The organism is Spirosoma sp. 209 (assembly GCF_002006735.1).
GTDB classification, from domain to species: domain Bacteria; phylum Bacteroidota; class Bacteroidia; order Cytophagales; family Spirosomataceae; genus Spirosoma; species Spirosoma sordidisoli.
In genome coordinates, this window is sequence record NZ_MVEC01000010.1 from 87,564 (window position 1) to 110,057 (window position 22,494).

18 protein-coding genes are annotated in these 22,494 nt (G+C 58.1%); 9 read left to right on the forward strand and 9 right to left on the reverse strand.

From position 1 onward, the window contains the following. The first annotated feature begins 71 nt into the window (after positions 1-71). A complete protein-coding gene (gene folK / locus B1C80_RS17915) occupies positions 72-554 on the forward strand; it encodes a 2-amino-4-hydroxy-6-hydroxymethyldihydropteridine diphosphokinase (RefSeq protein ID WP_077922573.1) in 483 nt (160 codons plus the stop codon). 87 nt (positions 555-641) lie between these two features. Here folK and B1C80_RS17920 read toward each other — a convergent pair whose 3' ends face one another. The 5 genes from B1C80_RS17920 to B1C80_RS17940 all read right to left on the reverse strand — a co-directional run bounded on the left by B1C80_RS17920 (position 642) and on the right by B1C80_RS17940 (position 6,623). Beyond that, positions 642-2,303, reverse strand: a complete 1,662-nt coding sequence (locus tag B1C80_RS17920) for a glycerol-3-phosphate dehydrogenase/oxidase (protein WP_077922574.1) — start codon at positions 2,301-2,303, stop codon at positions 642-644. Between the two features lie 86 nt (positions 2,304-2,389). Beyond that, on the reverse strand, positions 2,390-3,001 hold the full coding sequence (locus B1C80_RS17925; RefSeq protein WP_077922575.1) for a hypothetical protein: 612 nt from the start codon (positions 2,999-3,001) through the stop codon (positions 2,390-2,392). Positions 3,002-3,097: 96 nt separating this feature from the next. Then, positions 3,098-3,838, reverse strand: coding sequence for a hypothetical protein (locus tag B1C80_RS17930; protein ID WP_077922576.1), 741 nt, complete (start codon positions 3,836-3,838; stop codon positions 3,098-3,100). 151 nt (positions 3,839-3,989) lie between these two features. Beyond that, entirely contained in the window at positions 3,990-5,510 is a 1,521-nt protein-coding gene (gene treF / locus B1C80_RS17935; protein ID WP_077922577.1) for an alpha,alpha-trehalase TreF, read from the reverse strand. Between the two features lie 117 nt (positions 5,511-5,627). Further along, the gene (locus B1C80_RS17940) at positions 5,628-6,623 is read right to left on the reverse strand and encodes a family 43 glycosylhydrolase (protein WP_077922578.1); all 996 of its coding nucleotides are present in this window, start codon (positions 6,621-6,623) and stop codon (positions 5,628-5,630) included. A gap of 149 nt (positions 6,624-6,772) precedes the next feature. Between B1C80_RS17940 and B1C80_RS17945 the strand changes: the two genes are divergently transcribed. From B1C80_RS17945 to B1C80_RS17960, 4 genes are all read left to right on the forward strand, one after another. After that, complete coding sequence (locus B1C80_RS17945; protein WP_077922579.1) at positions 6,773-8,752, forward strand: M1 family metallopeptidase; 1,980 nt, start codon at positions 6,773-6,775, stop codon at positions 8,750-8,752. Positions 8,753-8,813: 61 nt separating this feature from the next. Then, positions 8,814-9,188 carry a hypothetical protein gene (locus tag B1C80_RS17950; protein ID WP_077922580.1) on the forward strand — a complete coding sequence of 125 codons (375 nt, stop codon included), beginning with the start codon at positions 8,814-8,816 and terminating at the stop codon, positions 9,186-9,188. Position 9,189: 1 nt separating this feature from the next. Then, complete coding sequence (locus B1C80_RS17955) at positions 9,190-9,678, forward strand: NADH-quinone oxidoreductase subunit C (RefSeq protein WP_077922581.1); 489 nt, start codon at positions 9,190-9,192, stop codon at positions 9,676-9,678. Between the two features lie 97 nt (positions 9,679-9,775). Next, positions 9,776-11,425, forward strand: coding sequence for a hypothetical protein (locus B1C80_RS17960; RefSeq protein WP_139361677.1), 1,650 nt, complete (start codon positions 9,776-9,778; stop codon positions 11,423-11,425). A 169-nt stretch (positions 11,426-11,594) separates the two neighbouring features. Here the strand turns inward: B1C80_RS17960 and B1C80_RS17965 are convergent, their stop codons facing one another. The 4 genes from B1C80_RS17965 to B1C80_RS17980 all read right to left on the reverse strand — a co-directional run bounded on the left by B1C80_RS17965 (position 11,595) and on the right by B1C80_RS17980 (position 18,687). After that, on the reverse strand, positions 11,595-12,116 hold the full coding sequence (locus B1C80_RS17965; protein ID WP_077922583.1) for a RidA family protein: 522 nt from the start codon (positions 12,114-12,116) through the stop codon (positions 11,595-11,597). Continuing rightward, on the reverse strand, positions 12,113-13,237 hold the full coding sequence (locus tag B1C80_RS17970; RefSeq protein ID WP_077922584.1) for an FAD-dependent oxidoreductase: 1,125 nt from the start codon (positions 13,235-13,237) through the stop codon (positions 12,113-12,115). The genes B1C80_RS17965 and B1C80_RS17970 overlap by 4 nt, the downstream gene beginning before the upstream one ends. 272 nt (positions 13,238-13,509) lie before the next feature. Next, positions 13,510-16,722 carry a glycosyl hydrolase gene (locus tag B1C80_RS17975; RefSeq protein ID WP_077922585.1) on the reverse strand — a complete coding sequence of 1,071 codons (3,213 nt, stop codon included), beginning with the start codon at positions 16,720-16,722 and terminating at the stop codon, positions 13,510-13,512. A 600-nt stretch (positions 16,723-17,322) separates the two neighbouring features. After that, on the reverse strand, positions 17,323-18,687 hold the full coding sequence (locus B1C80_RS17980) for a M20/M25/M40 family metallo-hydrolase (protein ID WP_077922586.1): 1,365 nt from the start codon (positions 18,685-18,687) through the stop codon (positions 17,323-17,325). Between the two features lie 78 nt (positions 18,688-18,765). On the opposite strand from B1C80_RS17980, the gene B1C80_RS17985 reads away from it, so the two are divergent. The 4 genes from B1C80_RS17985 to B1C80_RS18000 all read left to right on the forward strand — a co-directional run bounded on the left by B1C80_RS17985 (position 18,766) and on the right by B1C80_RS18000 (position 22,447). Next, entirely contained in the window at positions 18,766-19,767 is a 1,002-nt protein-coding gene (locus tag B1C80_RS17985) for a hypothetical protein (protein ID WP_077922587.1), read from the forward strand. Positions 19,768-19,851: 84 nt separating this feature from the next. Further along, positions 19,852-20,337, forward strand: coding sequence for a GNAT family N-acetyltransferase (locus tag B1C80_RS17990; RefSeq protein ID WP_077922588.1), 486 nt, complete (start codon positions 19,852-19,854; stop codon positions 20,335-20,337). A 103-nt stretch (positions 20,338-20,440) separates the two neighbouring features. After that, positions 20,441-21,661 (forward strand): DUF5009 domain-containing protein, encoded by a 1,221-nt coding sequence (locus B1C80_RS17995; protein WP_077922589.1) that lies wholly within the window; start codon positions 20,441-20,443, stop codon positions 21,659-21,661. A 183-nt stretch (positions 21,662-21,844) separates the two neighbouring features. After that, positions 21,845-22,447 (forward strand): Crp/Fnr family transcriptional regulator, encoded by a 603-nt coding sequence (locus B1C80_RS18000; RefSeq protein WP_077922590.1) that lies wholly within the window; start codon positions 21,845-21,847, stop codon positions 22,445-22,447. Positions 22,448-22,494 lie beyond the last annotated feature (47 nt).

A 22,494-nucleotide genomic window follows, 5' to 3' on the forward strand; every position in this document is an offset into this window, starting at 1 on the left:
GTGATTGAGTGGGCTGGCGCTCATTCACTCAATCACTAACTCACTCAATCACTAACTCACTCAATTACCTATTGACAACGTTTCTTCTTCTCGGTGCTAATCTGGGCGACCGGGTGCTTACACTGCGCCGGGCAGCGGATCTCATTGCTCAACGGGTTGGTACGGTAACGCAATGGTCGCGCCTGTACGAAACGGCGCCCTGGGGCGTAACGGATCAGCCGTCGTTTCTGAATCAGGTACTGGTTGTGGATACGGCATTAGTGCCCGAAGCGGTACTTGACCAGACGCAGGCCATCGAACATGAACTGGGACGGGTGCGACTGAACAAGTGGGGCGCTCGCCTGATCGACATCGATCTACTCTATTACGACCAGCTGCGGCTACAAACCGACCGGCTGACGGTGCCGCATCCGTTTTTGCACGAACGGCGGTTTACGCTGGTGCCGCTGGCCGAGGTGGCACCGGACTTTCAGCATCCAGTATTGGCCAAAACCAGCCTGGCGTTGCTGGCCAGCTGTACCGATACCAGCGAAGTGACAGTCTATGAGGCATGAGTGTACCGCAACCCGCCCGACGATTCGGCGGTGAAGCAGGTGCTACGAACTCGTGTGCGGCAAGTTGCTGGTATTCCCTGCTGGTTTCTACATCTTCAGCAGTTCGGCGGGGGGCGCTGTAGTGAGGCCGGCATCGTGGCGGAACGAGGCCACCAGCATCCGATACGCCGTAACCTGTCTGGCACAGTAGTCGTCGGTCCAGTTCAGCTCGCGGGCCAGGATGTCGGCAACGGGCTGGGCCAGCAGAGCGCTCAGCTGCCAGTCCGACAACTCAAGGCGCCAGCGCCGGGCCAGCACATCGCGAATTGTCATCGCCATTTCTTCCCGAACGTGATAGACCACTTCGGCCCGGATAAACGGCAAACGTTCGTGCACACGGTCAGACAGGGTCGCATCCTGCAGGATGAGCTGAGTTACCCATTCGGCGCGATCGCCATAGGTCTGCATCAGGTGCTGGCTTGTGTCATCGTCCAGCTGATACCGGCGTTGCAGGGACTTCCAGTCATCAAAGCGGTACTTTTCTCCACCTACCAGATAATAGGTCTCGGTGCAGCCCGGCTTCGGCTGGTTCAGCTGCTCCCCTACGCGATCGATGGCGTCCTGAGCCATGAGCCGGTAGGTTGTCCATTTCCCGCCCAGCAGGCTCAGCAGGCCCGAGGCCGGGTCGTGTTCTACTTCGTGGTCGCGCAGCAGGGTTTTGGTATCGGCCCGGTTGCTGACGATCAGCGGCCGGATACCGCCGAACCCGGCCCGGACCTCGGTAGCCGCGGGGGTTTTGGCCAGATAAGGCCGCAAGGTATCGAGCAGGTAGGTAACCTCGTCGGCTTCCAGGACCGGTTCCTGCTCCAGGTCCGTATAATCATTATCCGTGGTGCCAACAAAGACGCTGTCGCCAAACGGAATAGCGAATACAACCCGACCGTCTGATGTTTTTGGGATCAGCATGGCACAGTTGCTATTCAGCGTTTCGCGGGGAAGCACGATATGCACCCCCTTACTGGGCCGGATGCGGGGTTCGAGCCGGGGGTTGGCCAACAGCCGAACGGGGTCAGCGTAGGGGCCCGCACAGTTCAGAAACACCCGGGCGCGGATCGAACCCGTTTCGCCAGTCAGCTGATCCTGGGTCAGAGCCGTGGTTAGCCGCCCCTGGCCATCCCGTTCAAAGCCGGTCAGGGCCGTGTAGTTCAGAACAATAGCGCCGGCTTCATCGGCCGAGTGGGCCAGCGCCAGCGCGTAGCGGGCATCGTTGAACTGACCGTCGTAATACAGCACAGCACTATGAAGTTCGGGCGTCAGGGTGGGCATCTTTTCGAGCGCTTTGGCGCGGCTGAGCCATTCTCCCTTCGGAAACGAATCGTGCCGGGCAAACAGGCTGTAGAGTCGCAGGCCGATAGACATATACAGGCCTTCAAACGCGCTGAATACCGGCGTAAGCAGGGCCAGCGGATGCGCCAGGTGAGGTGCGTTTCGCAAGACCGTACGACGTTCGGCCAGGCCGTGGCGCACCTGCCGGAGCTGAGCCAGATCGGCGTTTTTGAACGCCTGCTCGAGATAGCGTACGCCCCCGTGAATCAGCTTGGTAGAACGGGACGAGGTTTCGCCCGCAAAATCGCCCCGGTCAATCAGCACAACGCGGTAACCACGCAGGGCTGCATCAAGAGCCGCTCCGGCCCCGCTCGCTCCTGCACCAATTATACATACGTCAAACGATTCATGCCGTACCCGCTGCTGATTTCTTTGTCGATTCATACACGAAGATAGGGAGATTTACCAGAGTAAACAGGTAGACCTACCAACCAGCCCCCCGTCCTTAACAATTTAGTAAACAGCTATTTTTACGACGAATAGCTACGGCTGCGGCCGCCGAAGAAGCCGCTACGGCCACCCGACGGGCGAACTGTACGCGTTACGCGCGAGCTCCGGATGTTATCGCTGATTTGGGTAGACCGGTTATACAAACCCGGATTGGCATAAACGCCGGCCCCGTACCGATTTCGGTCGGCAGCATACTGCGGAGCGGTAGACCGACCCAGCATGTAGCCCAGGCTCCCCCACAGGAGCACGTTAGCCAGTCCGTTATGGTGTGTGTACCCGTTCGGGTTGTTCAGGTAAGTGCGGGTCGACTGATCGGTTTCGACAAGCCGGCGGGCGGCTTCGACACTGAGCGTATCGCGGTGGCCATCGGCATAGTTTACGATAGCTCCGGCCTGACCGGGTTGGGCGGGCACCTCGTCGGTAATCTTGAAATTACCCGGCGCCGTTTCGGTGATGTAGGTACGAACGCCTTTTCCGAACGAGGTTTCGGTCCGTTCGGGCTGGTCACTGTTTGAGTTAGACCCGCAGCTTTGCAGCAGTACGGACCCGTTCAGCAGCGCCAGACTGAGCGTTGTACTCAGTGTAATGTCTTTAACGCGCCGAAGAACGGCATGCCGACGAAGAGGTGTCATAGCAAAATTTGTGATAGTCAACTACTAAACTACCAGACACCCCGCAGGGTTGCAAGTTGTTCGGGATGAAGAGTCGACCGAACCAACAAACGGTTGTCAGAAGGGACGGTAACAGTCGCCGAAAAGAATAACGATACCTGCCGTGGCGCTCACGGCCCCCACGGTCCGGTCGCCGGTGAAGTATGAACTTTGAGCACGGCCCGTATTGGTCCAGGTAGTTGACGTAAGTCCGCTGAAGGAGAAGCGCGACTGGATATAATCGCCAGCCAGTTGTAGCGAGATACAGCGCCCTAACCGATACTGAACGGCCAGCCCGCCCCCCAGCGCCAGTGCGGTACTCTTCGACCCGCTCGTTTCAACGCTGGTTCCGGTTTCGGTGGCAGGCGCCGTCAGACTCGTAGTGGGCATGGTTGCCTGTGCCTGGCCAGCCATCAGCCGCGTATTGATGGAGAAGCGCCCGATCGGCAGGTGAACGTAAGGACCGCCCATGAAGGTGGTGGTTGACCAGTTGCCCGCATCGACGGTTCCGTTGCTAAACCCATCAATCAGCAGCGACTGCGCCTGTACGCCGTTCCGATGTTGCTCGGCCCGAACCATCAGCCCTACCGGCCCAACAAGCCGAACACCACCCGACAGGCTGAACGCAACGCCCCGCCTGGCCATACCGGCCCCTTTTTCATCAGGAGAACTGCTGGCAAATTGCCCTACTGGCAGGCTACCTCCCGCCGAAACAGCGAAAAAACCTCGCTTATCCTGATGCGACAGGATAAACGATTTCTGGCAAAACGAAACGGTCGTCATACCGGCCGCCAACACAGTTAGGATAATTTTTTTCATGACCTGTCCGTCTACTGTTACCTCTTTTGAGGAACCCTAAACAAATACAGTGCCATGATTAATTGGCGAATGAGTGATTGAGTGATTGAGTGGTGAACAAAGCCTAATCACTCAATCACTCAATCACTCAATCACTCATTCACTCATTCACTCAATCACTCATCCACTTACTCTTCAGCGCCAGGTAAACGCCGTTGGTCCAGCCGAAGCCGTCCTGGTTGGGGTATTCGCCCCCGCCCGTTGTCAGCGACGCGTCGACAACGTTGTATTTTTCCATCATCTTGCCGGTCGCTTTAAAGACCTTGTCGTTCAGCGCCAGCCAGCGTTCACTGGCCGTACGGGCGGTTTCGGCAAAGCCGTAGTTCAGTAGCCCCTGGTAAACGATCCATTGCAGGGGCGCCCAGCCGTTGGGCCAGTCCCACTGCTGCCCACTATGATCGAGCGTGGTTACCCAGCCGCCGGCCTGCAAAAAATGATCGCGGAGCCGGTCGTGAACCCGTTGCGCCTGCTGCGGAGTGGCCAGTTTGAAGAACAGCGGGAAAGCAGCAGCCAGCGTTTCTGACGAAACCGGCTCGTTGGCGAGGGCGTCGTAGTCATGATAAAAACCCGTATGCTCGTTCCAGAACAGCGCCTGGATATAATCCCGGCGCCGGGTGGCCCGCTGGTCGAACAAACGGGCTTCGTCGGGCTGGCCTGCCTGTACATACGCGTCGCGCAGGGTGGTTTCCAGATCGTAGAGCAGGCAGTTCAGATCGACCGGAATGAGATCGGCGGTGCGGGTGGTGACCAGCGTATTGCGATGCGAAAACCAGCGGCTGCTGAAATCCCAGCCTGACTCGCAGGCTGCCCGGATGTGGGTGTAGAGCCTGTCGGAGTGGATACCAAGCTGTTCGGCATCGGGGAGTAGCGCGACCTCCTGCCGGTACGCTTCAGGACGGGGTGCGGGGGTATTGTCCCAATACCGGTTGAGCCAGCCACCATCGGGCATAGGAACCACCCGAAGCGTCAGGGCGCGGGGTTCGGTCTGGCACCCATCCATCCAGAAATCATGCTCTTTTCGGAGCTGCGGCAGGTAGGTTATCAGCACCTCGGGACCCGTCATATCGGCCAGCAGCCGAACCATCAGCGCGAAATAGGGCGGCTGCGACCGACTCAGAAAATAAGACCGGTTGCCATTCGGAATGAACCCGAACAGGTCGATCAGATGAGCGAAATTGTCGAGCATGTCGCGGATCAGATCGGCCCGGCCCGACTCCCGCAGACCCAGCATGGTAAAATACGTATCCCAATAAAATATTTCGCGGAAACGACCGCCCGGCACTACGTACGGACGCGGCAGCGGCACCCGCGAGCTACCCGATACGGGCGCGTCGGCAGGGCGGGTCAGCCGATCCCACAACTCGTTGATATGAGCGAGGGTAGTACCCGATGTGTCGCTTACGTAATTACTGGCTACCGGTTCAGGCACCACAAAATGCTCATGAACAAAGGCGTGCAGATCGAACCCCTCTTTATCCTTGTCAGCCTGGTACAGGGCCACCAACTCGGCCGGGCTCTGTTTGGGAACACAGTCGACAAAGGTTTTGGAATCAGAAAAAACACGGCCCAGTTGCACAGCGCGAAACAGCTCGCCTAACAGCTTGTCAGGCGACTGGAAAGAAGAGACATTCATGCCCAATTCGTTGTAGTCAGTTAATCGTGCCGCAAAGGACGGGAAATCACCCACAATGACCATAGAATCAGCCGGACATTTGCGGGCCAACCGCCCCTGGCCAGGTATCATCCGCAGCTACTGCCGCCATGTAATCGGAACCCCTTCGGCCACCGGCATACCAAAATAGGGCGTGCCGTCCGGTTGCCAGTGTACGGGTTGCAACCGGGGCGACCGTTCGTTTTCACAGCCCAGTCCGGGTCGCGGGTTGGCATGATAAAGTAACCAGTCACTTCCGTCGGCTGTTCGAAAAAAGCTGTTATGCCCCGGCGCGTAGACCTGATTTTCGGCCGATGTCTGAAAAACCGGGCGGGGGTGTTTAATCCAGCAGCCAGGTGTCATCAGGTCGGTATCGGTCGGGGCGGTCAGCATACCCAGGCAATACTGGTCGGTCCAGCAGCCACTGGCCGAATAGATTAGAAACAGGCGGTCGCCATGCAGCAGCGGGGCGGGGCCTTCGTTGATAAATATATGATTGCGGGGATTTTCCGGGTCCGGATCGTAGTTATGCCGCTCCCAGTCCAGCACCGGCTCCGACAGGATGACCCGCTCCCCGTCGGCCGTCAGCGGGTCTTTCAGCCGACACAGGTAAATATCCTGCCGGGTGTTGTCATCACCGGCCCAGCCCGACCAGGTAAAATAGAGCTGACCGCGATAGGTGAAGGCGGTACCGTCGATGGCCCATTTATCGTCGGGCAGACGCAGCTCGCCCGCCAGGTGCCAGTGGTCGGAGAAGGGGTCGGCCGTTTCGTTGACCAGCACGAACATGCGCTGTCGTTCGTTGATACCGCGTTCATCGTCGGCGCTGAAATAAATATACCAGACCCCGTTGATGAAGTGCAGCTCCGGCGACCAGATATTGCGGGAACAGGGCCCGGTTTCGGGAGCCGTCCAGACGATCTTCTGTTCGGCCCCGGCGAGCTGGGTGAGGTCGGTCGTTTTCCAGATTGTCAGGTTGGTTTCGATCGAATGCATGTAATAATAAAACCCGTCGTGACAGATAACCCAGGGGTCGGGTCCATAGGCAAGTAACGGGTTACTGAAGGTGCGGGGCGTAGCCGGCGAGTGGGTCATAATCAGAAACAGACGCCTAAGCGCGGTCTGTTTCTATGAAACTGGCCTCCCTCCGGTTGGTTGGCGGATTCGGGGCAGAAAGTCTTTATATTTGACTCAGCACCACTCCGAATGCGTATTCGGCAACCGGTTTGCCCGCCTGTTTACCCATGATCCGATCGTCTCTCGTGCTGTTTTTCCTGGCTCTGGTTCTGACCAGCTACGCCCAGCGGCCGAAACCTATTTTTCCGGTTCCGCTGAGTCCGCGGCTCGCCAATTATCAGATCGACGTTACGCTCGACCCGGCCCGTAAGACCCTGAACGGCCGCGAAACCCTCAGCTGGACAAACCCATCCAGCGACCTGATCCGGGAGCTGCGTTTCCATCTGTATCTGAACGCATTCCGGAATGAGAAGAGCACCTTCATGCGCGAATCGGGCGGCCAGCTTCGGGGCGACCAGATGGACCGGAACGCGGCCGTTGATCCGTACGGCTCTATCGATATCACGTCCATGAAAGTGCGCGGGGGCGAAACCCTGGCCTATCAGTTCATCCAGCCCGACGATGAAGCCGCCAGTACCCTCAACAAAGACGACCGAACCGTGATTCGGGTGCCGCTCAGCCAGCCCGTCGGACCCGGTCAGACGATCGTGCTCGATATTGCTTTCAAGGCCAAACTCCCCAAGATTTTTGCCCGTACCGGATTCAGCCGCGACTATTTTCTGGTGGGCCAGTGGTTTCCGAAGATCGGCGTGTACGAACCGGCCGGCACCCGCTACGCCAAAACCGGCCAGTGGAACTGCCACCAGTTTCATGCGCACTCCGAGTTTTATGCCGACTACGGCGTATACGACGTGAACATCACCGCTCCGAAAGCGTACTGGGTCAGCGCGACGGGCCTGTATCAGTCCGAAAAAATACACAGCAATGGCACCAAGACCCTCCGGTACCATGCCGAAGATGTTGTTGATTTTGCCTGGACAGCCTCTCCGCATTTCCAGGTGATCGAGGATACCTGGAAGCGACCGTCGGGGGGCGCCGTGGCGATCGAGCTCCTGATGCAGCCCGAGCACCTGAACCAGGCCCAGCGGCACCTCGACGCGGCCAAAGCGGCCCTCTCCTACTTCGACAAATACCTCGGCCCCTACCCGTTTCCGAACCTGACCATTGTTGACCCGCCCCTGCACGCCAGCGGCTCGGGCGGTATGGAGTACCCCACGTTTATTACGGCCGGCACCGTCTGGGGGCTACCCGAGGGCATTCGCGCGCCCGAGATGGTAACGGTTCACGAGTTTGGTCATCAGTACTTTATGCAGCTGCTGGCCAGCAACGAGTTCGAAGAAGCCTGGCTCGACGAGGGGTTCAACCAGTATTACGAAGGCCGCATCATGGACGAAACCTACGGCCCCCGCAGCGCGCAGGTCGATCTGTTCGGCTTCCGGATGGGCGACCTCGAAAGTTCGCGCAGCAGCTACGTACACCAGGAAAACCCCGCCCTCGGCTCTTCGTTCGGCAACACATGGCAGCTCCCCGACGGGCAGTATGGCGTGCTGACCTATACCAAAACCGCCACCTGGCTCCGGACCCTCGAAGGGCTCGTTGGCCGTCCCGTTATGGATGAGATCATGCGCACTTACTTCGTTCGCTGGCGGTTCAGACACCCCAATGCCCGCAGTTTTATCGACATCGTAAACGAGGTCGTACCGAAACGGCTCGGCGGCAAATACGGCTCCGATATGAACTGGTTTTTCGACCAGGCCCTCTACGGCGACAAGGTTATCGACTACGCACTGGCGAGCATCCGAAACAGCCCGGCCTCGTCGCAGAAAGGCCGCAGGCGGCAGCAGCGCATAACGGTACAGCGTCAGGGCGATGGCCAGATGCCGGTAGACGTTCGTGTGCATCTCGACACGGGTAAAGAGGTGCTGCTGTTCTGGGATGGGAAAGCCCGCCAGCGTACCTTTACCCTCTACGAAGATGCCGACATAGTCTGGGCCACGGTCGATCCGAAGCAGAAGCTCTACATGGATCTCAACCTGAACAACAACAGCCTCACGCTCGAACCCGCATCGGCCCCGGCGGCCAAGTTTGCCGCTAAATTTCTGTTCTGGGTGCAGAACTGGATGCAGTGGCTGGCCTGGCTGGCGTGATGTAGCATCCCGGTCCAACGATCGGCGGTCGAAACGGGTCTATCCAGAAACGAAACGGATCATGAAAAAAGCGCTTGTGTTCTTCCTGCTGATCGGTTTGGGGGCCTGTAGTGAATCGAGCCAGCTGGCGGTCCAGCCCGACCCCTTGCTCGGCCCTGTTCAGGAAGCCGATGGAACCCTGTCTGACCAGGCGGCTGTTGACGGATGCGGCCTGTTGCTATCGATCAAACGAAACGCATCGACCACCGACCAGTATGCCGTCAGTGACTCATCGCTGGCGCTGGTTAAGCAGTATCTTGTGTATTCGTACGCCGTCGCTAAGCTCGACGCCACCGTTCGGTTTCAGCCAACGGGGCGAAAAAAAGAGGTGTTGTGTGGCTTTGCCGGCTTCAAACCATTCGACGAGGTGCTTATTTTGTCGATCAAACCCCGCTAACGTGAATTTTACTGCTATCGTCAGCCTGCTCCAGACCCGTTTCGGCCCCGAAGCCGTTGTGGCCAATACTACCAACCCACAGCCATACCTTACCGTTCCGGTTGAGCAGCTGGTGGCGATCGGCCAGTTTCTGCGCGACGACGACCGGCTTTTCTTCGACCTGCTGGCCTGCGTTACGGCCATCGATAATGGCCCCGAAGCCGGTACGATGGAGGTTATTTACAACCTGACGTCTATTCCGTTCGAGCATAATCTGATGCTGAAAGTTGTGGTCCCGCGCACAACGCAGCCCCTGCCGGCGGTGCCGAGCCTGGCCCATCTCTGGCGTACCGCCGACTGGCACGAGCGCGAAGCCTTCGACCTGGTGGGCATCCGCTTTACCGATCACCCCGACCTGCGCCGGATTCTGCTCCCGGCCGACTGGGTGGGGCATCCGCTCCGGACCGACTATCGGGAAGAAGATCAGTACCACGGTATACAAACAAAGTAGGCCAATATCGGGTACAGTAGTTGAGCATCCGCGCGTTCCTTCGATATTCGTGATTCCGGAACCGATCATGCCGGAACCCCTATTTGTTCGTTGTTGTATGCGCACCGTCTGCCTGCTTGTTCTCCTCAGTTCATCGCTCACCGTCGCGCAGCCCGCGCGCACGGCCGTCGACTCTGTCATTGTAACCGGGCGCGTCCGAAACCTGTCGGCGCAGCTCTACCGCGAATCACCCACGGTGCTGGTCAGCCGCAACAATATTTTGCAGGCCAGCCGCGAGCTGGTACGCCCGGCTCCGCTCAATGTCGACGGTACGTTTCGAGTGTCGCTGCCACTGATTTATCCGCAGGAAGAACTGTATTTTACCTACGGCCGAATCTCCACTGCTTTCCTGGCCGCTCCCGGCACCCTCAGTATCGAACTTAATGCCGACTCGCTCTTCACGGCCGATGTTCCGTTCCGGTTTGGGGGCGTCAATGCGCAGGTGAACCAGCAGTTTGCCCGGTTTAAAGCCTTTGAAGCCTCTTTTAGTGGGAAGCCCAACCCTGCCAAGCTCAGCGAACAGGTAAGCGGCAAACAGGACGAAGCCGTATACCGCCAGGTAGCCACGGCTTTTCAGGCTCCGTTCCGGGCGTTCTCGACCAAAGAGAAACCGTTTCCGCTGCTGACCCGCTGGGTGGGCTGGAGCAATCGGTACAACGCGGCCTCCTTCCTGTACGATAAGGCCGGCTACGAAGAAGCCACCCTGGCCAAGTCGCTGAATGACTCCCTGCGCCCCCCCGACGATCAGCTGCTGACAGCCGCCCGGGCCACGGCCATGAACCGCTTTGGCACCTATGCCACCTCGCTCAGCACGGGCCGGACGACCAACGGACTACCCGTCGATGCCCTGGCGTCGCTGCTGCTCAGGTATGGCCGGAACCTGACCCAGACCGAACGGACCCGGCTCCAGAGCTACCAGACCAGCAACAGCGCCAAAGCCTCGGACCTGCGCTTCTTTCAGGATCTGGTGAAGCGAAGCAGCGATACCATTCAGCGGCTGGCTACCTACGAAACAATGATCCGGCGCAGCAAATCGCAGTTCGACAGCGCGTCGGTCAGCTACCTGACGGCGTACTGGCTGGCCTATTCGCTTCCTACCCTCACGCTCGACTTTGCGAAGCTGCTCTACGCCTACGCCCGCCCGCAGATTACCGACCCCCAGCTGGGCCAATCACTCGATGAACTGTATGCACTGGAGGTAAAAGACAGCGTTCGTATCCGGGCAGCGGTACAGGCGTTCCGGAAAGCCGGGGATAAGCTGGACGGTACGGAGTTGTCGCCCGGGGTGTTCGTCACCAAAAACGACCTCCCGGCCGGTGGCGCGCTCTTCGATCGGATTGTCGGCACTAACCGGGGCAAAGTCGTGTACGTACTGATGACTACCGCCACCGAAGAAGCCGGCCAGCAGGCCGCCCTCGACGCCCAGCGGTTGCGAGCCAGGTACCGCAGCCGCGATCTCGCCCTGGTCTACGTTCCGGTGCCCGGCACCGACCCCAGTCTCTGGATCGAGTTTTCGACCAAATACAACCTCGCCGGTGATCACCTGCTGCTGACGGGCGAACAACTGCCCGAGCTGATGGAACGGCTGCGCCCCGATGATAGCCTGTCGGCAACGGTCATCAACCGCGTCGGTAAGATCGTGAAACGAAACGCCCCCTTGCCAGGCGCGTATGAGGAGGTCGGAAAAGTAATTGACAAGCAGCTGTAGGCTTCCGGGCTCAGACCTGCGCGTACAAGGCCGACCCGGCTCCGGGTCGGCCTTGTACGGTACGGACAGACTTACTTTTTTTGGTCAGGCGGGTGACAACGGCCCGGCTGGTTTAGTTGAGAACGACCCGTCGGCTGATAGTGGTGGGCTGCTCGGTAGCGTCGGTCCCCTACTCGATTTCGACCACCATTTCGATCTCCACGGCATAATTAGACGGCAACGCAGCCAGGCCTACCGCCGAGCGGGCGTGTTTGCCTTTCTCCCCAAATACGGCTACCAGCAGATCGGAGCAGCCGTTGACCACTTTAGGCTGATCGGTAAACTCGGGGGTCGAATTCACCATGCCGAGCACTTTGACCACCCGCTTTACCTTGCCGAGGTCGCCTATCTCGGCTTTGAGCGACGACAGCAGCGCGATGGCGCACAGTTTGGCGGCTTCGTAGCCCTGTTCCGTGGCCAGGTCTTTACCGAGTTTGCCCGTTATGCCCGTGCCGTCGGGCCGGTTCGAGACGTGGCCCGAGAGAAATACCAGATTGCCGGTGCGTACCGCTTTGATGTAATTGGCCAGTGATTTGGCAGGCGGAGCCAGCTCGATACCCAGGCTTTTGAGTTTGGCCTCCGCCGACTGAGCCCGTAGCTGACCAACCAGCAGAAACAGGCAGATGCCCAGTGAAGTAATGCTTTTTTTCATGCGTGGCGCATTTCGTTCATGACCTGTTGAATAACATCGACCCATTTTTCGGTATACTCCCGTTTTGGGGTTGTGTCCCAGTTGCCCACCAGCCCATTGCCGCCCAGGTAGATCCCATCTTTGCGGGAGATGATGTTAGCCCCCGGCACGTTCAGTTTGTAGGTTACTTCGCTCTGCGGGATCAAACACGCCAGCTGGCCCGATACGGGGGTCAGCTCCTCATCGTTGAAAATAGCTTTGGCACCCAGCCCCATGCAGTTGACCACGCAGGTCTCGGGCAGGGCGTCGATATCCTCGAGGGTTTTGATTTCCCGAATGGTCAGCTTCCCCCCCAGCATCATGAACGTACTCAGCTGATAGTGCAGGTAACTCGGGATGTTGAACATCATGTTTGAGCGCCACGTGACATACGGAGCGCCGAACGGATGCTGCCGGCGACTCAGCGTTTGCCGTTCCGGCACCAGCCCGTCGAGATGAAACACCTCTCCCCCCAGCGACGGGTCGGGCTGGCCCGTTGGTGGCTGATGGCTGACGTTGTATTCATCGACCCAGGCCGCGATGTCGTTCATGCCGAGCAGAAACTGAAAGGTCCGGAACGAGTAGCGGGTAGCCGCTTCCCACTGCTGCCGAAACGCGGCCGTCGCCACCTTAGGATCACACACGCGCGAGGCCGGTGACCAGGTTCCTGTGGCTAAGCTGCTCGTGACGTTGGGGGGCAGGTCTTTGGTATAGATTGTGACTTCGCACCCTTTTTCCTGCAACAGCCGGGCCGTGGCCAGTCCGACCGTGCCGCTACCCAGCAGCGCTACTTTTTTCACGCCCGTTGCCAGCACCAGCTCCCGGGCCAGATGGCCCGTTCCCCACGAGAGCGACCAGCCACTGCCGCCATGGCCGTAATTGTGAACAATGGTTTTGTTGCCCAGCATCTCTTTTTCGATCCGGGGCCCCGACGCCCGGAACGGCCGTAGCCCAACGGTTTCCTTGACAATCCGGTCTCGGGAAAGCCTCAGCCTGGGCACCTGAAATACGGGGGGTTGCGACTTTCTGGCGCTGGGCACACAACCGGAGGTCATGGCTACCGAACCCAGGCCTGCTGCGTACAAAAAATGCCGACGATCCATATGTACATGTTACTGAAAGTGAAGACACAAGATGCCCTGTTAAAGCCATAGCTAAATACAGAATAAAACCAAGACTATCAAGGCTTTAAGCAAAATAAAACATCTTCATTATGAGTTTTTACAAACTATAAATCTGCATTTATAGATAAAATAAGAATAATCATACTGTCGCTTCTTCTAGTTTGGCAATGTCCTTCACTATCCCGTAACGGCGGCCCGGTCGGGTACAGATACCGGGACTGTAGAGTCTGCCGGTCGTAGCCGCTGCCGGATTATCCCGTTGGCCGGAGTTTGCGCTGGATGGCCGGTTTCAGCGTGTCCAGCTTTTTGAGCTGCTCGGCCAGGCTCTTCGACAGCGCGTTGTACTGCTCGCCCTGCTGCTGAGTCGGCTTCGAATCGTCGGACTCCACGAAACCGCCCAGCGCGGTGAATTTGGTATTCAGCCGAACGGGGTGATTGGTCAGATCCTGGGTGGCTTTCGCTTTAGACTGGTAGAGCTCGTCTTCGATCCGGAGCAGCTGGTCTTTGAGTTCTTTCACCGCCTGATCATTCGTCGTCTGGTAGGCGCTGTCGAGTTGCTGCCGCATCTGCCGGATCGACAAGACCCCTTTCCGAAGTTCGTTGAGCCGCTCCCGAATCTTGATGAGCAGATCGAACTGCTGCCTGAACTCCTCGGGGGTTGTTTCAATGCGGGGGTCTTTTACAATCTCAAAATCCTGGGTGTAGGTTTTACCGTCGACCGTTAGCTGTACTTTATAGGTTCCCGGCATGGCCAGCGGCCCCCGCGCCCGACCGTGGGTAACCGAGTTAGGGAGCGCGATGGGATCGGGATACCGCATGTCTTCCCAAACAAAGGCATTGCCGCCAGCCGAAGCCGGCAAACTGATTTCCCGCCGGGCGGGGGGTGCAGGCTGCCGCATCTCAGCCACCCCCGCCGAATCCTTGCGACCCGTTGCCGATGCTGACCGGGGCGCTGTAGCAACGGCCGCGCTGCTCCTGAACGACTTGATCACCTGCCCGCTGGCATCCAGAAAAGCCAGCGAAATCGGGGTTTTAGGCGTCTCAGCCAGGTAATAAACAACGCGGACGCCATTGGGCGGATTTTTGCCCAGCTCCGTATCGCCATTCGGTACGGGTTTTATGGCCGGGTCCATACCAGCCTTGAACCGGACGGTTGGGCGGGGTTTGAACAGATGCACAGCCGACTTCCGTACCGCATCGGTGAACTGGTGCAGGGGCGTCAGGTCGTCCAGAATCCAGAACGACCGGCCGTGGGTAGCCGCTACCAGATCGTTATCCTGAATGGCCAGATCATGGATCGGAACCAGCGGCAGATTGAGCTGCATCGACTGCCAGTTGCCGCCATCGTTGAATGAGACATACAGCCCCTTTTCGCCCCCGGCGTAGAGGAGGCCCTTGCGCCGGGGATCTTCGCGGATCACCCGCATATAATCGTCGTCGGGAATGCCCTGCGTGATTTTGGTCCAGGTTTTTCCGTAGTCGCTGGTTTTGTAGAGATAAGGCCGGTAGTCATCCTGTTTGTATTTGAGGGCGGCAACGTAGGCGGTTCCCGGACTGTGGGGTGACGCGTCGATGATGCTGATCCGGGCAAAGGCGGGCATGTCGCGGGGGGTGACGTTTTTCCAGCTTTTGCCATTATCGAGCGACAGTTGCACGTAGCCATCGTCTGACCCTGTCCATAGCACCCCGGGCTTCACCGGCGACTCGGCCATGGCGAAAATGGTCCCGTACCACTCGACCCCGGTATTATCGCGTTTGATGGGCCCCCAGTCCTTACCAATCGACTGATCGTCGAGTGTGGGCGTTTTTTCGAGGGTGGCCGGGTCGGAGCGGGACAGGTTGGGGCTGATCACCTGCCAGCTCGCGCCCTGATCAGTTGAGCGGTGTACGTACTGCGAAGTAGCGTATAGCACTTTCGGATTATGGGGCGATACCATAACGGGGTAGGTCCACTGAAAGCGGTAGGCCAGATCGGCCGAGCCGTAGCCGTACATATCGTCCGGTATGACTGACACGTCTTTGAGCTGGTTGGTTTTCAGGTTGAGCCGGGTCAGCCAGTGGTGGTTAGCCGCAAAAATTACGGTGGGGTCGTTTTTGTCGAACGCTATATAACCCGATTCGCCCCCGCCCACATCGTAGTTCTGATCCGGGTAAATGGCGCCGTAGTCGGACCGGCTGGGGATCGAAATGGTGGAGTTATCCTGCTGGGCGCCATAGATACGGTACGGAAATTTGTTGTCCGTAATGACGTGGTACATCTGGGCCGTGGGCTGATTATAGATGGTCGACCAGGATTTGCCGCCGTCGTAGGTCAGCGTGCCGCCCCCGTCGTTAACCTGTACCATCCGGTTGGTATCGGTCGGGTCGATCCAGAGCTGGTGGTTGTCGCCATGAGGTGTATCGACGCGTTTGTACGACTTGCCGCCATCGGTCGACTTCCACATATTGATATTCAGCACCCAGATCGTTTCGCTGTTTTTCGGGTCGGCGGTCAGGTGGTGGTAGTACCAGGGCCGCTGAAACAGATCGGCAAACTGGCTGACCAGCTGCCAGGTCGCGCCGGCATCGTCGGTCCGGTAAACGCCGGTCTGTTCGTTTTCCGCTTCGATAATAGCCCAGATCCGGTTCGGTTTCGAGGGCGACAGCGCCAGCCCGATACGGCCCCGGTTCGTGCCGGTCGGTAAGCCGGTATTGCGGGTAATGTCGGTCCAGGTGGTGCCGCCATCGGTCGACTTATGAATACCGGCCCCCGGCCCCGCGCTGCGAACACCCCACGGGAACCGCCGAAACTCGAAGGTGGACGCATACAGGGTTTTCGGATTGGTGGGGTCAATGGTCAGGTCGATGGCGCCTACATTGGGGTTTTTGTAAAGTACCTTTTTCCAGGTCTTTCCGCCGTCCTGAGTGCGGAAAACGCCCCGCTCTTCGTTGGGTCCGAAGGCGTGGCCGAGCGCGGCTACGTAGACGATGTCGGGGTTGGTCGGGTCGATCAGTACCGAGCCGATGTGCTGGGTATCGGTCAGGCCGACATGGGTCCAGGTTTTGCCCGCGTCGGTCGACTTATACACGCCATCGCCGGGCGCCAGGTTGCCCCGCAGCGTATGCTCGCCCATACCAACGTATATGATATTCGGGTTTGACGGGGCTACCGCAATGGCCCCCACCGACCCCATCCGAAAGAAACCGTCGGATATGTTCTGCCAGGTGATGCCGCCATTTTCGGTTTTCCAGACGCCACCGCCTGTTGTACCCATGTAGGCCACCAGCCGCTCGGTCGGATGCCCCGCCACGGCTACCGATCGACCACCCCGAAAAGGGCCAACCAGCCGCCATTGCATGGCTTTCATGACCGAAGCGGCCATAGTTGCAGACGCTGGCTGGTCAGGAACCGACTGAGCAGACACCGGACGATGAACGCTAACCAGCAAGGAAATGAGGATGTGAACCAGGAGAAGTCGACGCATAGGGAAAGACAGAAAAGTATGGCTGAGCGTACCGGTACGATAAAGGCATTATGTGGCAGGGCCAGCCAGCGCGTGAAACCCTACCAGTCTACAATGCTACAAAAAGCAACTTTAACATTATTCTGTCCACACAAAATTTTTCAAAACATATATCTAATTATAAACATTTCTACAATACATTATATTGATTTTAGACAAATTTTAACTAGTCACGGCCTTTCACCAATCGGGAGATTTTCCCTGCGAGAATTCTACAGGAGCGTATTACGACCCTACGGGGCTTTATCGGTGGAGAGCACCCAGCGTTTCTACGAACAGCTCACCCCGCCGGGGTTTGTTATTCGCCCACGAATCACCTGATTTACCCCATCAAGTCCCGGTAGGGGCGGTATGTCACTAGAAAATATCCGCCTGATCTTACATCTGGCCCCGCTGGGACCGGGGTATCAGAACCAGCCGCAACGAAAACACCTGACAACCCGTTGCCATGTCTTCGATACACGGCTCACCCCCGAAAACGGCTGTTTATCTGGCAACAAAAACCCCTGAAACGTCTACAGCAAGACGTTTCAGGGGTTAGGCTAAGCAGGGTATCTGTGCCTACAGGCCGTGCGTATCGAGCAGGTATACAAGAGCCGCCATCGAAGCAGCGCCCAGCTCCAGCTCCCGCTTACTGACGGTTTCGAAGGTATCGACCGACGCGTGGTGATAATCGAAGTAGCGCTGTGAGTCGGGCTTAAAGCCGAACAACACCGTACCGAGCTGCGCCAGCGGGCCAATGTCGGCACCACCGCTACCGGCGCCAATCTCGGCCAGGCCATAGGGAGCCAGCAGCGGTTTCCAAGGGTCTACTTTGGCGCGCTGGGCGGGCGTACCGACAATACCGAATCCGCGCGGGGTAAAGCCACCATTGTCGGACTCGACGGCCGCTATATGCTTTTCGTTGTTCTGTTTTGCCAGATCGGCGTACTTGACACCGCCCCGCAGCCCGTTCTCTTCGTTCATGAACATAACCGCCCGGATTGTCCGCTTTGGTTTGTAGCCCAGCGCTTTCATTACCCGCAGCACTTCAATGGCCTGTACGCAGCCCGAACCGTCGTCATGCGCCCCTTCGGCCAGGTCCCAGGAGTCGAGGTGGCCGCCCACGACGATGATTTCGTCGGGTTTCTCGCTACCGCGCAGTTCGCCCACCACGTTATAGGATTTGGCATCGGGCAGCGACTCGCAGTTCTGTTTGAAATAGAACGTCAGACCCGGGTTTTCTTTGAGCGATTTACTGAGCAGGTCGGCCCCGTTGGTGCTGACGGCCGCCGTCGGAATCAGGGGAACACCGGTTGCGTAGCGCATACCGCCCGTATGGGGGCTATCGTCGGCGTTGCTGGCCATCGACCGTACAATAGCGCCCACCGCGCCCAGTTTGGCCGCTTCGGTAGCCCCGTTGGCGCGTTGCTCAACCGCCCCGCTGTAGGCCTCGAAAGTGTTGATTTTGGTCGGGTCCATGGGCCGGTTGAAGAACACGATCTTGCCTTTGACCTTTTCGGCGCCAAGTGCCCGCAGTTCGGGGAAGCTTTTGACCTCAATAACCCCCGCTTCGACTCCCTTGGGGCTGGTAGCGACCGAGCCACCCAGCGCAGCAATGGGAACCGTTGTTTTCTTTGACCCGATGCGGAAGTAGGCCTCTTCTTTAGCGCCCCGTACCCAGTGCGGCACCATCACTTCCTGCAAAAATACCCGATCAAAACCCTGCTGCTCCATCAGCTGTTTGGTCCAGTCGACGGCTTTCTGGGCACCAGTCGAGCCACTCAGGCGGGGGCCAATCTGTTTGGTCAGGTGCCGCAGCCATTCGTAGGATTTGCCGTGGGCCAGGGTTTCGTTGTAAATAGATCGGATGGCAACCGAGTCGGCGTTTTGCGCCTGGACAGTAGCCACAACGAGACTGAAGAGAAGCGTAATTGTTTTTTTCATAGCAGGTCGATTCTGGGAGTAAGGGAGCAATATACGCAAATCGGTACTTTTGTACGGTTCATCACACATGGCTGGTTTATGGCGCAGGCTCCTTCATCTCAACTTATTCGGATTGCCCGCCCCGGCACCGACAACTCCAGTCACTCGAAAGCGCAGCGGGAGTTTAACCGGCTCACCGAGACCATCAGCACCCTCGAAGCCGAGATCGCTACCCTCCGGACATCGGCTCATACGCTGCAGCAACGCCTGCGGGCCGAGTACCTGCCGCTGCTGCACAGCTACAACCAGCAGCGGGCCGAGCTGGTCCGGCTGTTTGACCGGGCCTGCGACCGCCCCGAAACTACCCGATCGGAACGGCGTAAACTGATCGACCAGATCATAACCCTGGCCGACGAACTCGTGAATGAACACGGCCTGGATGACCTCCGCCCCCTGCTCGACAAATACGACCCGGGCAACAGGAGCACCGACGATGACATCTCAACCGAATCGGAACCGGCCCAGCCAGCCGAAGAGCCGTCTGCCGGCCCACCGCCCGGCGACCCAGCGAACCAGAAAGCGAAATCGGCCAAAAAGCAGGCTCGCGACGCCAAACGCCAGCTCGACGAACGAAACAGCACCAAAGCCGTTCGGACGCTGTATATGGATCTGGTAAAAACGTTTCACCCCGACCGCGAGCCCGACGAAGCCGAGAAGGAGCGCAAGAACACTATCATGCAACGGGTAACGGAAGCCTACGAAAAAAGCGACCTCATGGCCCTGCTCCGGCTCCAGCTGGAGTTCAACCGCATCGATCAGCAGCAGCTCGACACGCTCGTCGATGAGCAGCTTCGGTACTACAACCGCATTCTGAAACAGCAGGCCGACGAGCTGAACGATGAACTGGCCCGGATCAGGAGCCAGCTGGCGTCTATCTTCGGCAAACCGGCCGTACTGCTCAACTCGACGCTGAATCTGGAATACAGCCTCGCCAGCGACATTCGCGCCTTGAAACGGGCCCTCAAAACCGTAAAGAGCGATCTGAAAGCCCTGCGCGACCCGGCGGTCCTCAGCCTATGGCTCAACGCGTATCAACGGTAGTAGCCTGTACTTTTCCAGACTCGTTGTACGTCTCAGTTGTGCTTTTATACATAATGAACTGCCATACATCCACCTGTAACTACAATGATTGAAATCCGTAAGGCCACCGCTGATGATCAGGAAGCCATCTGGCTCATCATAAAAGAGGTAATAGCCACAGGCGACACGTACTGCTTTGCGCCCAATTCGTCGAGAGAAACGATGCTGACCTATTGGTATGGGCACGACAAGCATACGTACGTAGCCGTTGTTGATGGTAACGTGGCAGGAACGTTCATCCTGAAAGACAATCAGGTAGATCTGGGCTCACACATAGCCAATGCCTCCTACATGGTTTCTTCCGGGCATGAGGGTCGGGGTATAGGCCATCAGCTGGGAACCTACTCCATTCAGGAAGCCCAAAGACTGGGCTACAGAGCGCTCCAGTTCAATATAGTTGTCAAGAGCAACGAGCGGGCTGTTCGGCTATGGAAAAAACTCGGATTTGCCATCATCGGCGAGATTCCGGAGGCATTTAACCACGCGCAATGGGGCTACACGAATGCCTATATCATGTATCGAAAGCTGTAGTGTAGCATCGGGGTGGCCAGGGCAGCATCGCTTGCCTTAGCTTAATCAGTATACCTTTAGGGATACTATACTTATACGGATGCCTAAACCGTCGACACGCCACATGACCCAGCCAGAAACAAGCCACCTGCTACCCACAACCGTCTCCGACGCGCCGGTACGGGTTACGGCCATCGACCTGCTGCGGGCCGTAACCATGGTCCTGATGATTTTCGTCAACGATCTGTGGTCGCTGACGGCTATTCCGGCCTGGCTTGAACACGTACCTCAGGGCGTTGACGGCATTGGTCTAGCCGATACCGTTTTTCCGGCCTTTCTGTTCATCGTCGGCATGTCGCTGCCGTATGCCGTCGATGCCCGGCGTAAGAAAGGCAGTAGCGACAGGGCGCTGGTTGGTCACGTGATCAGCCGGTCGGTGGCACTGCTGGTTATGGGTGTCTTTCTGGTCAACGGTGAGTCGATCAACGAAGCCGCCACGGGATTGCAGCGGGTGGTCTGGAATACGCTGTCGTGTCTGTCGTTCATCCTGATCTGGAACGCCTATCCCAAAACCTGGCCGGCCTGGGCAGCCAGTCTTGGCAAAGTAACCGGTATTGGCTGTCTGCTGGTGCTGGCCTTCGTATACCGGGGTGGTGACGCGGAGCTGAGCCGGTTCGAAACCCACTGGTGGGGCATTCTGGGGCTCATTGGCTGGTCGTATCTGGCCGCGGCTCTGGTTACGGTTTTCGCTCATGACCAGCTGCCCGTTCTGATACTGGCCTGGGTCGGTTTCGCCCTGCTGAGTATGGCCGACCAGGCGGGTCTGCTGCCCGACCTGGTCCGGACCATTCCCGGTGCTATCAGCGGAGGCACGCTGGTTGGCCTTACCATGGGGGGCGTGGTAGCCGCAACGCTCTTTCGGCGGTACCATAGCCAGGCCGACATCAACCGGATGACGCTGATTTTTCTGCTGATCTCGGCGGGGCTAATCGCCCTCTCGGTATACACCCGGCCTTTCTGGGGGCTGAGCAAGCTGGGCGCTACGCCCGCCTGGCTGTTTCTGTGCAGTGCGTTTACGCTGCTGGCCTTCACGGCGATCTACTGGCTCGCCGATGTGGGCAAAAAAGCCCATTGGTTTACCCTGATCAAACCCGCCGGCACCGACACCTTACTTTGCTATCTCCTGCCGTATTTCGCCTACGCCTTCACGACGGTACTGGCTATTCATCTGCCTGACGGGCTGCTGATCGGGGGCGTCGGTCTGCTCAAGTCCCTGTTGTTTGCCATCCTCTGCGCCTGGGTAACAGGCCGGTTAAACAAGGCAGGCATACGGCTGAAGCTGTAACAGAGAGGCTCCTGTGCCGGCCAGCCGCAACGGCAGAGTCCGATAGAGTGGCCGGGCAGCCGACCGGGTCTGTTATCATATTATTAACCCATCCGTTCTGGCGGTCTTTGTTCGTATTTTAGTTGCTCCATTACCGCCGGAGCAGCCTGGTTGCGTTCTGGCGGGAGCAACGAACCAGTTTCTATGAACGGCTCAACGGTACAGCAATATTTACTCAGTCAGGCCCATGCGTTCAACCAGGTACGCATCCGGACCTTCGACAAAGGGGCGTTCGTTTACCAGCCCGGCGATCCGCAAACCCATATTCACCTGATCGATAAGGGCGTCGTGAAAATTGGCAGCTACTCGACCGAGGGCGAGCGGGTTACCTACGATGTGCTACAACCCGGCGAGTTTTTCGGCGATCTGAACTACCTCGGCAACGGTATCGAGTTCTTCGAATTTGCCAAGGCCCTGACCCGGCTGGTGGTCGTATCGATCGATACGGTTTATTTCAGGCACCTGATTATCCACGACCCCTTCATGTCGGACTGGTTCAACGCCAGCGTGGTTCGGCGGTGGTGGAAAGCCGAAACCCGCCTGCTTCACATGACCCGTGGCGATATTGAAACCCGCCTGGTCAACCTCCGCCGGGAATACGACAAACCCGTGGCCTACGGCGAACCGAAAAACCTGGACGTTTTCAGCCTGTTATCGCTCCAGGACCTGGCCGACCTCACCGGTACGACCCGCCAGACCATGTCGAGAAAGCTGAAAGAGTCGGCCGAACCGGTGGCGGTTTGTTAACATTTCTGTTCGTGTATGAAGCCAGTGTAAACAGTTGAAAAGGCGTT